We start from the raw sequence: 14,812 nt of genomic DNA, 5'->3' as shown, positions 1-14,812 counted from the left end.
TACATGTCTAAACTATTTCCTAGTGATTTTTTATGGGGCGGCGCAATTGCTGCCAACCAAGTTGAAGGAGCATACCGAGAAGGCGGTAAAGGCTTATCCACATCGGATTGTACGCCAAATGGCTTATTTGGCGACATTGTAGACCGTAATAAAAACGATATTACTAGTATTAAAGATCGCGCGATCGATTTTTATCATCGCTACCCAGAAGACATCTCTTTATTTGCTGAAATGGGTTTTACCTGCCTACGTACATCCATTGCATGGACGCGTATTTTCCCGAACGGTGATGAACTAGAGCCAAATGAAGCTGGTCTTGCTTTTTATGACAAATTATTTGATGAAATGCTCAAACATAACATCACGCCATTGGTCACATTATCTCACTATGAGATGCCCTATTATTTAGTCACTCAATATGGCGGTTGGGGCGATCGAAAGGTAATTGAATTCTTCACCCGTTATGCTAAAACAGTCTTTGAACGCTATAAAGATAAAGTAAAACATTGGTTAACGTTCAATGAAATTAATATGTCTCTACATGAGCCGTTCACAGGTGTTGGTCTTGATAGAAACAGTACTAAAGCACAAATTTATCAAGCGATTCATCATCAACTTGTTGCGAGTAGCCAAGCTGTAAAATTGTGTCATCAAATTATTCCTGATGCCAAAATTGGCAATATGCTACTAGGTGCACTGGCTTATCCACTCACGCCAAAACCTGAAGATGTTTGGGCAACCTTACAAGAAAATCATGGCTGGTTATTCTTTGGTGATGTGCAAGCTCGTGGTTATTATCCTACTTATATGACTCGTTATTTTAAAGAGAACAATATTGAGTTAGAAATTACGGATCAAGATCGTGAAGATCTAAAAGAAACCATCGATTTTATCTCATTCAGTTACTATATGAGCTGCTGTGGTACCGCAGATGATTCTTTACGCCAAAAAGGTAATATCTTGGATATGGTGCCAAATCCATATCTAAAAGCATCGGAATGGGGTTGGCAAATCGATCCTATCGGCATCCGTTATCTTCTTAATATGCTCTATGAGCGTTTCCAAAAACCATTATTTATTGTTGAAAATGGTCTAGGCGCTAAAGACAAATTAGAGGCTGATGGCACCATCAATGATGATTACCGTATTAATTATATGAACGATCACCTAGTGCAAGTGCGCGAAGCAATCAACGATGGTGTTGAAGTGATGGGCTATACCAGTTGGGGACCAATTGACTTAATCAGTGCTTCAAAAGCGGAAGTAACTAAACGTTATGGATTTATCTATGTCGATTTAAATCAAGATGGAACAGGCACTTTAACGCGTTATAAAAAGAAAAGTTTTTATTGGTATAAATCAGTAATTTCATCCAAAGGGGCGAATTTGAAATAATAATGATGCGGGTAAGTGATTAATTATACTTACCTGCTAATTGATTTAGCATACCAATAATTTATGCGATACGAGTCTAATAATGAAAAATAAAACAATAAAAAAAGCATTAACCATCGGACTATTAGTTCTAACAACACTTACAACTGGATGCAGATCCCCATCAAGTAAAGTGTCAATTGATAACGAAATCAACAATAATGAAGAGATTACCATCTATTTTGCACGTCACGGTAAAACCTTATTCAATACCTATGATTTAGTACAAGGTTGGGCGGATTCACCATTAACCGATAAAGGGATTGAAGTTGCGCGTTATTTAGGAGAAGGATTTAAAGATAAGCAAATCCAATTTGATGCCTACTACACCAGCGATGCGGGACGTCAACGTGAAACCATGCAAGTACTATTACAACAAATAGGCGTCCAAGATTATCAAATTCAAGAACTCAAAGGATTACGTGAAGTCTTTTATGGTGGGTTTGAAGGCGGCACCAACGCAAAAATGGTCTCTGCTTCAATGAAGTCACTTGGCTATAAATCAGTTAATAACTTCTATAAAAGCTATGTAAATGGTCAAATTCCAGTGGCAGCACTTACAGATGCTATTGCGAAAAGTGATCCTAAACATGAAGCGGAAAACTTTGAACAAGTTAAAGAGCGTACTCAAAATGCACTCAATACCATTATAAAAACGGCACAAGAGAAACATCAAAAAAATATTTTGGCGATTTCATCTGGCATGTCAATGCAAGTCATGATTTCCGATCTCACCGATGATCCAATTAAAAATAAACCATTATCTAATGCAACTGTCGTTAAAATCGTTTACCAAAATGGTAAATACAATGTCGTTGAAATTGGCAATATGGAGTATGTGAATTTAGGTAAATTATCTTTAAATAAATAAGTAATAAGGATGGAGGAAACAATCAATAACTAAAAAACAATTAAAGTGGAAAGATAGGATTGTTACTGCTTTTGCAGACAAAACCTAAATGTTTAGTAAAAGTAAAAGCCCCATAAATACCAAACATTTTTAAATTAGGATAAACAGTTAGGAAAACAACAATGAAAATCAAATATCTAACATTGGCACTATTGAGTATAAACAGTTATGCCGTATTTGCTAGTGAATCATCTTATCATTATCAACCCAAATCCCTATCTGATGAAACATTTTTTAAAGATAGTAAATTTGAATTTTCAACACGTAACCATTGGAAATATTTAAAAGAAAATGCATCTCAACCTAAGGAAGTTCATAGTGCATGGGGGGAAGCATTTACGTTTAATTATAAATCTGGTTATTTATTTGATACACTTGGTTTTGACTTCACTTACGACAACGTAATAAAACTTGGAGCGAGCGACTACTTTGCAACTCGTAATTTACTCTATAACGTTGGTAGGCAGCCGAATAAACACAATGCCCATGGATTTAATAAATTTACTCAACGCTATGCTAAAATCAAGCTGGGCAATGAAGAAGTTAATTTTAATGGTAAAGCGGGTTGGCATAGTTTAAAAGATACCGGTGTCATGAGTTCATCACAACATTTAACTCGTTATAGTTATTTAGGTTACAGTGGTGTATTTAAGTATTCTAATTTAGCATTATCATTAGTCTATATTGACAGTGCCTTTCCGCGTGAATCATCCCAAAAATTGCATTTTTATAGCTTAGACAGAAATTATGTAATTGATAATATTAAATCAGCTGGTATTGCCTATAAAGATAAAACCATCAATATTGATTATTCATATGGTGAGGCGAAAGATTATATTAAACGTCATGCGATTGAATTTTCCTATAAACCAACAGAAAAACTTACCTTAGGTTCACAAATTTATGGTAGCACCGCGCTTAAAAATCATGACAAAATGAAAGCGAATGTCCGCGATTTTGATGATTCAGCTTGGCATTATGGCGCGGACATTGAGTGGAAAGAATCTAAATGGAGCGCCAAGTTTGGTATTGCTTATACCGATGCTAATCGCAAAGGCGCTATAGGTTATTATGGACGTCATCTAGGTAGAAATAATCGTGGGCGCTATAACGGCATGGCGGCTACAGGTGCCGACTATATGCGTGATGGGGAACTAGTATTCTCAAGCATATTAAGTTATGATTTATTTAAAGATAACACCACAGGTTTATTCCTAAACTATGGTGAATTTAACTATAAACACGAAACCCTAAAAAATGGAGAAATAAATGTGTTCAACTTCTGGAAACCTTCCAGTGGAACATTTAAAAATCTATCGATTCTGGCAAAATTTGGTTATGGTTGGTCTTATAAAACTTTGAGCACTAGAGATATTACACCAAAATTAAGAGATGGTCGTGCTCAGCGTTCACCAACATTATCAGCAGAAACTGTTATTGATTATCGATTTAATTTGTTATAACAAAAGGACGAAACTATGAAAATCAAAAAATTTATTAAGCTGGTCAGCTTATCTGTAATTCTTTCCGCTTCAATTGCCCAAACGTTTGCTGCTGATGTGAATTTATATGTAACTCGCCATGGTAGAACCATGTTCAATAACGTCCACCGTGCACAAGGTTGGTCAGATACTCCATTAACCAAACCAGGAATCGAAGTTGCTGAGCAATTAGGACGAGGCCTAAAAGATGTGAACTTTATTGCTGCTTATTCAAGCGATTTAGGTCGTGCTCGCCAAACTGCTCGCATTGTTTTAGAGTCAAAAGGTCAATCACTACCAATTAACGAAATGGAAGCGCTTCGCGAAACATGCTTTGGTGAATATGAAGGTGATCTTGATCCTAATATGTGGGGACCTGCAGGTAAATATTTAGGCTATTCAGGCCATGAAGAATTAATGGAAGATTTTGGAAAAGGTAAAATCAGATTAAACAAAATTATGGATGCCATTGCCGCAGTTGAAAAATCTGGTGAAGCAGAAGACTACAACAAAGTAAAAACTCGTATGCAAGCTGCATTAAAAGTAATTGCTGAATCAGCCAAAGCTAATGGTGGTGGTGATGTGCTAGTGGTATCACACGGCATGGCGATCACAGCCATGGTTGAAGAATGGCTTGATACACCAGTCAAAGGTGGATTAGGTAACGCAAGTGTTACTAAAATTCGATATACTGATGACGGTAAATTTATTGTCGAAAGTTTAGGTGATATGAGCTATGTCGAAAAAGGTAAAGCGCTTGGCAAATAATTGTAACAAGAACTAAATACCATAAAAAAAGACTCACCAAGGTGAGTCTTTTTATTTTTAATCACTATTGAGTAAAGTCACTGTTTAAAGTCTCTTTTATGAGTAATGTTGCACAAATACTGATGATTGAAGCAACGGCAACATAATACCCCACCCAAGATAAATCACCATTTGCTACCAAATAATTGGCTATAATAGGTGCAATAGACGCCCCTAAAATACCGCCAATACTGTAAGCGGCCGAAGACCCCGTATAACGTACATTGGTTGGAAAGATTTCGGGCAAAAAGGCGCCCATAGGGGCAAACACCATGCCCATTAAAAACAGCTCAAGAGATAAATAGATCAAGACCAATAATTCTGAACCACTTGCCATAAACTGCGTCATAACTGTGCCTGATAATGCGACGAATAACAAGCCAATAACAAGCACAGGTTTACGCCCATATTTATCACTTAAGCGTGCAGAAATTGGAGTCGCTATCGCCATAAAGACAATAGCAACACATAAAAAACCTAAAAAATGACCTTTAGCAATACCCAGATATTTAGTGCCATATTGCAATAAAAATGCAGTAGTTATATAAAATAAAGTATAACAACCTACCATTGAAAATGAACCTAACGCCAAAGCTTTCCAATGATGAACAAAGATGTTAAACGCAGGAACTTTAACTTGCTGTTTGCTGCGCAATGCGTTGGCAAAAATGGGACTTTCAACCAATTTTAAACGCACATATAAACCAATAATCACCAATACTGCACTTAATAAAAACGGAATTCGCCATCCCCATTGTAAAAATTGTTCATTGGAGAGTGATAAAGTGACCAACAAAAACACACCATTAGATAATAAAAAACCAATCGATGGTCCTAACTGAGGAAACATGCCAAACAATGCTCGCTTATTTTGTGGAGCATTTTCAGTTGCCAGCAATGCTGCCCCACCCCACTCACCACCCAGCCCTAATCCTTGTGCAAGTCTTAAAATACACAGCAAAAACGGCGCCCAAAAACCAATAGCATTATAGCTAGGTAATAATCCAATTCCGGCCGTTGCCACACCCATTAATATAAGAGAAAACACCAAGGTAGACTTACGCCCTATTTTGTCACCAAAGTGCCCAAATAAAATGGCGCCAATTGGACGGGCAACAAAGGCTATACCAAAAGTAGCAAAAGATTGTAACGCCTGAGCAGATGGCGAACTGTCAGGGAAAAATACCGGTCCAATAACTAAGGCAGCGGCTGTTGCATAAATATAAAAGTCATAAAACTCAATCGCTGTGCCGATAAAACTAGCTAAAGCAACACGAGACATCGAGTTAGCAGGTTTAGTGTTTGAATCCATAATCCATCCTTTCAACATTATTGTTATTTTAAAAGTCGTTAAAGACATTATAGTCAGAGTTAATACTTTTTACATATTCAATAAAAAAAGTAATAACCATAGGCATAATATAAGAAGTCGCTATAATAGAATTTGTGCACCTTTACCTAATAATTTACCTAATAAGGATAGCTATGTTTTATCTAGACACCTATTATTCACCAATGGGATTAATCACGCTTGCTAGTCAGCAAAATAAATTGGTTGGGGTTTGGATCGAAGGTCAAAAATATTTTGGGCAAATCGTAGATGCCCAAAAACAATATCAACCCAATCTACCCATCTTTAACAAGACTAAATTGTGGCTTGATGACTACTTTAATGGTAAAAAACCGACTATTGAAGCACTACCCTTAGCGCCACAGGGTACTCCTTTTCGACATTTAGTTTGGGATATTTTATGCCAAATTCCTTATGGTCAAGTGATTACCTATGGCGACATCGCAAAACAGATCATGCAAAAAACCAATACCGCAAGCATGTCTAGCCAAGCTGTTGGTGGAGCAGTAGGTCATAATCCAATATCAATCATCATTCCGTGCCATCGCGTAATTGGGGCTAAAGGTAATTTGACTGGGTATGCAGGCGGAATTGATAAAAAAATTGCCTTGCTTAAACTGGAAAATATAGATACTTCTCAATTTGTTATTCCAACAAGAGGAACGGCACTTTAACTAATTAAAAAGATTAGTCTGAACTATTTTATTAACATAAGATAATCAATCAGTTTGGCTGAAATTGCTGAAAACATGCATTATTGCTGATTAAATATTTAAAGATATAAATAAATTATTAGATATTTACAATTGTTTAGAATTCGACTTAAGTTGGTATTGTCAACAATTAACATCCATCAATAAATGATATAAAACATAGTAATCAGTAAAATAAAAAGAAATGAGTATAGCTTAGGCTATCACCATTAGCATTTAACCTTTGAATTTATCTGTACAAAATCACTTAAGACATTATACTGGGGCATAGTTAAAAAATAGAATAATCAATCAATAACCGAATAAAATGAGAAATTTACTGCTCAGCTTATTATTAATACTATCTTTCCCTGCATTAAGTTCTATTTATATTTATAAAGGTTACATTGCCGACAACCCAATTAGGTTATATTTAGAAACCTCCTTAAATCAAGATAATGAAAATCAGGTTAATAAAGGGGTTTGGGTTTATCAAAATAATCCTGAACTACAACTTAATATTTTATCTGCTGAATGTGAATATATTCGCTCATGTACTGAAGACGATCATCCTACCCATTTAGTTTTGTATGATAATCAAGATATCTATCTCGATAATATTTCGCATAAAATAAAAGTTAAAGATTCAAGTCACTATTTTAAATTTATTAACATGCACATTGAACAAGCTGACGACCAAAAATTTTTGCCTGACACATTAAATGGTTATTGGTTCGATGGAAAAAATCATCAACAATACTCCGTAGTATTACACAAACAATTGGTAATCAACGACCAACCCAATACAGAATTTAATCAGATTGAGTTATTGCAATTAGAATCTCTAGACAAGCTCTATTTTACGGCCGTTTTGTCAAAGCAGAAAAACGATAAAATTAAGTTAGTTGGTATTAATGTTTACAGTAAAAAAAATCATAAACTACTGCAACAAATACAAAATTTAAATTACAGTTACAACAAATTTAACAGTATTATCATGCAAGATATTAACTTTGATGGTGCACCTGATTTAGCCATTAAAAAGTATCATTCTAATACCAGATTGGGGGATAACTATGACTATTATCTCAATGACAACGGTAAGTTCAAAGCGACAAACTTGTGGGGAAGTGACCTCTACTTCAATAACAAAGACAAATCAGCAACTGGCACAAAAAAATGTTATGATTATGACGAAAATGAGCAAAAAATTATGATCCAAATTGATAGTGTTTATCACTATAGGAATAAACACTATATTCATAAAAAAAATCAATGCCAGACACATCATTTTAATACTAACGTAAGCCGTCAATGTACCGAAAATGAATACAATGCCTGCTTATTAAAACGAAATAATATCGATTTTGAAAATCCACACTATATAGGCGAAGACAATATATATCACAAGAATATGGCTTGGGATAAAGGTAAATTAGTCGATGGAGTTATAGATGATGATTGATTACGATGCAATTCCTAAACAACGACAATCTTATATTCAACAGTTGTTAAACGAAAATGGAAGAGTCGTAAGCGCAGATTTGATTAAATTATTGGGTGTTTCAGAGCATACCATTCGTCGAGATTAACAAAAACGGGCGCAAGATGGAATCTGCAAAAGAGTATACGGTGGTGCAGTCAGTCATTTAAAACAATCAGCAAGCTTTGAAACAAGAATGACACAAAGTGTTGCCGAAAAGTCATCCGTCGCCAAGCATTGTGCTGAGTTAATCAAAGCGAACACGTGTATTTTTATTGATGCAGGCTCCACTTATTTAGCCATGGCAGAATATATCCCTAGTGACCTAGAATTAACCATTGTCACCAATTTACCGCAAATAGCATCATTACTCAGTAGTCGCACTAATGGCGAATTGATATTACTTGGCGGTAAAATAAACCCGCAAACTGGCAGTACTATGGGTTCTGAGACTGTAAATCAAATACATAATATGGTTTTTGATCAAACCTATATAGAATACTACAACACCAAACGGATTAAAGCCAAATTAAAAGGCCTGACTCCGGTTGAATATCGAAATCAGGCCTTACAAGCCGCTTAATGAAAGTGTCCAACTTTATGGGGTCACTTCATATTAAGGTCGTTTTTTCAAGTGATAAGAATATTACTGTTTAGCTACAATTTCATCACCTTGTAAATCAAGATGAATGGTTTTACCTGGAACTAACTTACCAGATAATATTTGTTGCGCTAATGGATTTTCAATCTCTTGTTGTATTGCACGTTTTAACGGTCTTGCACCATAAATTGGATCGAAGCCAACTTTAGCAAGTTGTTCTAACGCAGCATCCGAAATATCCAATTGGTAACCACGTTCATCTAAGCGTTTTTCAACGTGCGCTAATTGAATTTTCGCAATCGCTTTGATATTTTCTTGACCAAGAGGATGGAATACCACCGTTTCATCAATACGGTTAATGAATTCTGGTCTAAAGTGTTTAGTTACAACTGTCATTACTAATGCTTTCATTTCATCATAGCTTAACTCAACTTGACCTTGAATCAAATCAGAACCTAAGTTAGATGTCATGATGATAACGGTATTACGAAAATCAACCGTACGCCCTTGTCCATCGGTTAAGCGTCCATCATCTAATACTTGTAATAAAATATTAAAGACATCCGGATGTGCTTTTTCGACCTCATCCAACAAAATGACTGAATAAGGACGACGTCTTACGGCTTCAGTCAAATAACCGCCCTCTTCATATCCTACATATCCTGGAGGCGCACCAATTAAACGTGCTACAGAGTGTTTTTCCATAAACTCGGACATATCGATTCTGACCATTGCATCTTCGCTATCAAACATAAAGTTAGCCAAAGCTTTACAAAGTTCAGTTTTACCAACACCCGTTGGCCCCAAGAACAAGAAAGAGCCAATTGGTTTATTTGGATCAGACAATCCTGCTCGACTACGACGAATCGCATTGGCTACCGCAACAACGGCTTCCTCTTGACCAATCACACGTTTATGTAACGCATCTTCCATATGTAATAATTTATCTTTTTCACTTTCCAGCATTCTTGAAACAGGAATACCCGTTGCTTTAGATAATACTTCGGCAATCTCGTTATCGGTGACTTTATTACGCAATAACTTCATCGTCTTGCCTTCAAGCTGTGTTGCTGATGCGAGTCTTTTCTCAAGTTCTGGTATTTTGCCATATTGAAGCTCTGACATTTTATTAAGATCACCAGCACGGCGAGCTTGTTCTATTTCAGTTCGTGCTTTTTCCAACTCAGCTTTGATTGTCTGAGTACCAGAAACAGCAGCCTTCTCTGACTTCCACTCTTCTTCAAGTGACGCATACTCTTTTTCTTTCTCAGCAAGTTCATCGTTTAGCATCTCTAGTCGTTTTTTACTCGCATCATCAGACTCTTTTTTAAGCGCTTGTTGCTCAAGTTTAAGCTGAATAATACGGCGTTCAAGTCGATCTAATGATTCAGGTTTTGAATCCATTTGCATACGAATACTCGATGCAGCTTCATCAATTAAGTCAATGGCTTTATCAGGAAGCATACGATCGGAAATATAACGATGCGATAACGTTGCTGCCGCCACAATTGCCGGATCGGTAATTTGTACATGGTGATGTAATTCATAACGTTCTTTTAAACCACGCAAGATAGCAATGGTGTCTTCAACAGTTGGTTCAGCCACATACACTTTTTGGAATCGACGCTCTAAAGCGGGATCTTTTTCAATATATTGACGGTATTCATCTAACGTTGTTGCGCCAACACAATGTAATTCACCGCGAGCCAATGCAGGTTTTAACATATTACCTGCATCCATTGCGCCATCACTTTTACCTGCACCGACCATGGTATGGATTTCATCAATAAATAAAATAATGCGCCCTTCTTCTTTGGCTAAATCTTTTAAAACGGCTTTTAAGCGTTCTTCAAATTCACCTCGATATTTAGCGCCAGCAATTAAAGCACCCATATCTAAAGACAATACGCGTTTATTACGTAATCCTTCTGGTACTTCACGGTTTACAATGCGTTGTGCAAGTCCTTCAACAATTGCTGTTTTACCCACACCAGGCTCACCAATTAACACTGGATTATTTTTAGTACGACGTTGTAATACTTGAATTGTACGGCGAATTTCTTCATCACGCCCAATTACTGGATCGAGCTTGCCTTGTTCAGCACGCTCGGTTAAATCAATGGTATATTTTTTCAACGCACCACGTTGATCTTCGGCATTGGCATCGTTCACGTTATCACTTCCTCTTACTTGACTTACGGCCTGATTTAATCTGTCTTTTGTGATCCCTGATTTTTTAAGAATATCACTAAGACTACCCTTTTCGTCTAAAGCCGCTAAGATAAAGAGTTCAGACGAGATATAACTATCGCCATTTTTTTGTGCTAATTTGTCACAAAGATTTAAAACACGGACAAATTCTTGTGATGGAATAACTTCACCACCCACGCCTTGTACTTGTGGCAATCGATCAATAGCTTGATTTAATTCTTGCTGTAACATTGCTACATTAGCACCAGCCGCTGCCAGTAAAGGCTTGACACTGCTACCTTCTTGATTAAGCATAGCGGATAAAACATGGACTGGTTCTATGTATTGATTATCTTTACCTAATGCTAATGATTGTGCATCAGCTAAAGCTTGTTGGAATTTATTAGTGAGTTTATCTAACCTCATATTAACTATCTCCTGAGCAATAGATTTGGCTTAAATGCTTTAAGCAGATAAACCATTTGCATGGTTACTAAATGAGTGTGGAAAGATAAATTTCAAGAGTTTTTTATGAAAATTTTTTACAAAAAATCGACAATAAAATTAATTTATATTCTGTTGTTGAAATAAGCAAAATATAAACGTTCAATTTTACACCGTTAGTGTAATAAATATTGCTCGGAATAACAATTGTAAGATGACAATTAAGCATTAATCCATTATATTAGCCGCTCTATTTTGTTAGGTGGTCTAACCGTGGTTCGTAATCCATCCCACGAAAAAAAACTAGGAATTATACATGTTCAAAATTGCTAAAGAATTTCAATTCGATGCTTGTCATATGTTAGACGGGCACAACAAAAAATGTCACAACCTGCACGGTCATACTTATCGCTTATTAGTCGAAATTGAAGGGGATCTAATAGATAACGGTTCTAGCGCTGATATGATAATGGATTATGCTGATTTAAAAGCAATAGTGAAACAGCATATTGTTGATCCTCTCGATCATGCTTATCTATATAATCAAAATAATCCAAATGAGTGCCGTATTGCTTCATTATTAAAAGAGATGAATCGCAAAATCTTCGCCTTTCCTTGTCGTACAACTGCCGAAGGTATGAGTAAATTTATTTTTGATTGTCTGTCACAATATTTACCCATCTCAATGATCAAACTCTGGGAAACCCCAACGTCATACTGTGAGTATCATCGGAGTGAAAAATGACAGAATTTCGCATTGTTGAAATCTTCGAATCATTACAGGGCGAAGGTTACAATACAGGCATGCCTGCTATTTTTATTCGTTTTGCTGGTTGTAATTTAAATTGCGTTTGGTGCGATACTAACTTTCGCCAATACACCCGTTTTACATTAGAGCAGTTATTGACGAAAGTTAAACAATATACGAGCAAAAACATCATTATTACCGGTGGTGAACCAACTATGGTTAAAGCGCTACCAAAATTACTTTTACCACTAAAACAGGCTGGTTACTATATTGCTATTGAAAGTAATGGATTAGGTAAAGTCGATCCTCTAATTGACTATATTGCCCTTAGCCCAAAATTTTGCTATCAAGCACGGTATCAAAAAATCATACAACCAACTGCAAGTGAAGTGCGAATTGTTGCCGAAAACCATGCGGACTTTCTTCCTTTTTGCCAATATATTGAACAAAATATTCAAGCAAAACGTTATTATCTTTCCCCTTGCGAAAAAAAGGGTGAATTTAATATGTTTGAAACAATTGAATTACTTGGCAAGATTAACCAAAACCGCAACGACAACAAGTGGCTACTCAGTATTCAAACGCACAAGTTTGCAAATATAGAGTAATCTTTTTTAATTAACTGCCAAATATAAAAAAATCAATTCAATCTATAAATTATGCTCTAAATTTTAATAATTTAGCTTTATTATTATCCAATATTCTTTGGGTGATGTTTATGTTTAATCGTTTTTTAGTAGGATTATTTTTTTATTCACATTGGGTCATTGCGCGTATGCCAATACGGCAGTTGAGTTTTACTATGTAAATTGGGAAATGGTTTGTGATAATACCTTGACTTGTCGTGTGGCAGGTTTTGGTAGAGAGTTAGATGATGGTGATAGTCATATATCAATTCTACTCGAGCGCAAAGCTGGTGCAAATCAACCTATTACTGGTGGTTATTTTAAATACGAATCTTATAAATATGAAGACGATGACAAAAAAGAGCAAATACTAAAGAATCACCCAATCAGCCTAGTTATTAATAATAAAGACTTGGGTACACTAATAAAGAAACCCAATTCAATTTATCAATTAAAACCTCATCAATTAAGCGCACTCCTTAGAGTATTAAAAAAAACTGATAATGAAATTTTTTTCAAGCAAGGCGACAGATATTGGGAGTTATTTGATATAGGCTATAATGCGGTAATGTTAAAAATGGATGAAGTACAAGGCCGTATCGGTACAATTAGAGCAATAATAAAATCAGGTAAGAAAAGCGAAAATCATGTTTATAAGCCAATACCTGCTCCTGTCATAAAAAAAGGTACTGTAATTAAGTCTGATGAAAGCAAAAAACTAACATTAGACGAAGTAATAGCAATTTTTCCTGAATTTAAAACACGCTATAGTGACGAAAAAGAAGCTGACTGTTTTTCTTATGATTTAGATGATGAAGAAGATAACTTTAAACCGCATTTTTATCTATACAAATTAGATAAGAATAACGATTTATTAAAAGCTTCGTGTTTAAGAGGTGCTTATAATTTTAGTGATGCTTATTGGGTTATTCCTAAGAAAAAAATAAACAATAACAAAATTGAGTTTGTAGTAACCAATGTATTTCCTGAATATAATAATGGTGTTATAAAAAGCGACCGTAAAATGCGAGGATTGGGTGACTGTTGGATATATGAAGAACTCACATGGAACGGGCGTAAATTCGTACCTTCTGCAAAAAACACCACTGGCTCATGTAATGCGTTTCTTGGTGGAACATGGAGACTACCGATTTTAGTTACACGAGTTGTAACTAAATAGACATAAATTAATTAATATTAGGTTTAATTTGCAAAAAATATTCATACCCTATCCCATTTTAATTTTATGTCTACACCTAATATTTGATTTGGATTTGACCTTATAAACAAGATGATTATAAACATGGTGAGTTATTTATCATACTGCATTCATTACTAATTGAGACTGAGACTGCACCATAAAATATGAACACCTTACAAGTCTTTTATCAACCTATCGATTCTTAAAATTAAATTCAGATATTTATAAAAAGTAAAACGGTATACACTCCTGAATATTTTTTACAAAACTAATTATAACTTATTAATATAATTAATTTATTAAATTAACGTTAATCAATGATTCAATCACATTAAAATCTTATTTATTGTTTATCAGTATTGTTCAAAAGAATATTTTTCGGTAATTGTGAGTCCGTTATTTTTGTCAAAAAGTTTCAGGTTATGGGTATGCTTCAGTAAAATGAATTTTTAGGATTAATGATTAAAAAAACACTGAACAAAATAGTTATAAAGAATGCATAAAACTCAAATTATTTTTATCATTGTAATTCATATTTAGAATTATTGTGTCTTTATGGTGAAACGGTATACACTCCTGAATATTTTTTACAAAACTAATTATAACTTATTAATATAATTAATTTATTAAATTAACGTTAATCCAATGATTCAATCACATTAAAATCTTATTTATTGTTTATCAGTATTGTTCAAAAAAATATTTTTCGGTAATTGTGAGTCCGTTATTTTTGTCAAAAAGTTTCAGGTTATAGGGATGCTTCAGTAAAATGAATTTTTAGGATTAATGATTAAAAAAACACTGAACAAAATAGTTATAAAGAATGCATAAAACTCAAATTATT

General features: G+C 35.0%; 13 protein-coding genes and 1 riboswitch. Of the genes, 11 read left to right on the top strand and 2 right to left on the bottom strand.

Annotated features, from left to right (window positions below; genetic code table 11):
* Nucleotides 1-3: 3 nt before the first annotated feature.
* The 4 genes from H3S73_RS11705 to H3S73_RS11690 all read left to right on the top strand — a co-directional run bounded on the left by H3S73_RS11705 (nucleotide 4) and on the right by H3S73_RS11690 (nucleotide 4,593).
* The gene (locus H3S73_RS11705) at nucleotides 4-1,395 is read left to right on the top strand and encodes a glycoside hydrolase family 1 protein (protein ID WP_198236733.1); all 1,392 of its coding nucleotides are present in this window, start codon (nucleotides 4-6) and stop codon (nucleotides 1,393-1,395) included.
* An 82-nt stretch (nucleotides 1,396-1,477) separates the two neighbouring features.
* A complete protein-coding gene (locus tag H3S73_RS11700) occupies nucleotides 1,478-2,305 on the top strand; it encodes a histidine phosphatase family protein (protein ID WP_198236734.1) in 828 nt (275 codons plus the stop codon).
* A 161-nt stretch (nucleotides 2,306-2,466) separates the two neighbouring features.
* Nucleotides 2,467-3,807: a hypothetical protein gene (locus tag H3S73_RS11695; RefSeq protein ID WP_198236735.1), complete on the top strand. Its 1,341-nt coding sequence runs from the start codon at nucleotides 2,467-2,469 to the stop codon at nucleotides 3,805-3,807.
* A 15-nt stretch (nucleotides 3,808-3,822) separates the two neighbouring features.
* Nucleotides 3,823-4,593: a histidine phosphatase family protein gene (locus H3S73_RS11690; RefSeq protein ID WP_198228019.1), complete on the top strand. Its 771-nt coding sequence runs from the start codon at nucleotides 3,823-3,825 to the stop codon at nucleotides 4,591-4,593.
* Nucleotides 4,594-4,657: 64 nt separating this feature from the next.
* On the opposite strand, the gene H3S73_RS11685 is transcribed toward H3S73_RS11690, so the two are convergent.
* Nucleotides 4,658-5,944 (bottom strand): MFS transporter, encoded by a 1,287-nt coding sequence (locus H3S73_RS11685; RefSeq protein WP_232352993.1) that lies wholly within the window; start codon nucleotides 5,942-5,944, stop codon nucleotides 4,658-4,660.
* A 173-nt stretch (nucleotides 5,945-6,117) separates the two neighbouring features.
* On the opposite strand from H3S73_RS11685, the gene H3S73_RS11680 reads away from it, so the two are divergent.
* From H3S73_RS11680 to H3S73_RS13875, 4 genes are all read left to right on the top strand, one after another.
* Entirely contained in the window at nucleotides 6,118-6,657 is a 540-nt protein-coding gene (locus H3S73_RS11680) for a methylated-DNA--[protein]-cysteine S-methyltransferase (protein ID WP_198236737.1), read from the top strand.
* Nucleotides 6,658-7,003: 346 nt separating this feature from the next.
* On the top strand, nucleotides 7,004-8,140 hold the full coding sequence (locus H3S73_RS11675; protein WP_198236738.1) for a hypothetical protein: 1,137 nt from the start codon (nucleotides 7,004-7,006) through the stop codon (nucleotides 8,138-8,140).
* On the top strand, nucleotides 8,130-8,267 hold the full coding sequence (locus H3S73_RS11670; RefSeq protein WP_198228011.1) for a DeoR family transcriptional regulator: 138 nt from the start codon (nucleotides 8,130-8,132) through the stop codon (nucleotides 8,265-8,267). The genes H3S73_RS11675 and H3S73_RS11670 overlap by 11 nt, the downstream gene beginning before the upstream one ends.
* An 87-nt stretch (nucleotides 8,268-8,354) precedes the next feature.
* Nucleotides 8,355-8,741 carry an IS3 family transposase gene (locus H3S73_RS13875; RefSeq protein WP_255519615.1) on the top strand — a complete coding sequence of 129 codons (387 nt, stop codon included), beginning with the start codon at nucleotides 8,355-8,357 and terminating at the stop codon, nucleotides 8,739-8,741.
* A gap of 63 nt (nucleotides 8,742-8,804) precedes the next feature.
* On the opposite strand, the gene clpB is transcribed toward H3S73_RS13875, so the two are convergent.
* Entirely contained in the window at nucleotides 8,805-11,375 is a 2,571-nt protein-coding gene (clpB, locus tag H3S73_RS11660) for an ATP-dependent chaperone ClpB (RefSeq protein ID WP_198236739.1), read from the bottom strand.
* A 285-nt stretch (nucleotides 11,376-11,660) separates the two neighbouring features.
* A riboswitch (PreQ1 riboswitch) is annotated at nucleotides 11,661-11,706 on the top strand.
* 3 nt (nucleotides 11,707-11,709) lie between these two features.
* On the opposite strand from clpB, the gene queD reads away from it, so the two are divergent.
* From queD to H3S73_RS11645, 3 genes are all read left to right on the top strand, one after another.
* Nucleotides 11,710-12,138: a 6-carboxytetrahydropterin synthase QueD gene (gene queD / locus H3S73_RS11655; RefSeq protein ID WP_198236740.1), complete on the top strand. Its 429-nt coding sequence runs from the start codon at nucleotides 11,710-11,712 to the stop codon at nucleotides 12,136-12,138.
* Complete coding sequence (locus tag H3S73_RS11650) at nucleotides 12,135-12,749, top strand: 7-carboxy-7-deazaguanine synthase QueE (protein WP_198236741.1); 615 nt, start codon at nucleotides 12,135-12,137, stop codon at nucleotides 12,747-12,749. The genes queD and H3S73_RS11650 overlap by 4 nt, the downstream gene beginning before the upstream one ends.
* 151 nt (nucleotides 12,750-12,900) lie before the next feature.
* Nucleotides 12,901-13,947 (top strand): DUF1176 domain-containing protein, encoded by a 1,047-nt coding sequence (locus tag H3S73_RS11645; RefSeq protein ID WP_255519616.1) that lies wholly within the window; start codon nucleotides 12,901-12,903, stop codon nucleotides 13,945-13,947.
* Nucleotides 13,948-14,812: the final 865 nt, after the last annotated feature.

Origin of the sequence: Gilliamella sp. B14384G12 (assembly GCF_016101825.1) — a bacterium.
In the GTDB taxonomy this organism is placed as follows: domain Bacteria; phylum Pseudomonadota; class Gammaproteobacteria; order Enterobacterales; family Orbaceae; genus Gilliamella; species Gilliamella apicola_N.
This window is presented reverse-complemented; position numbering and strand designations above follow the sequence as displayed.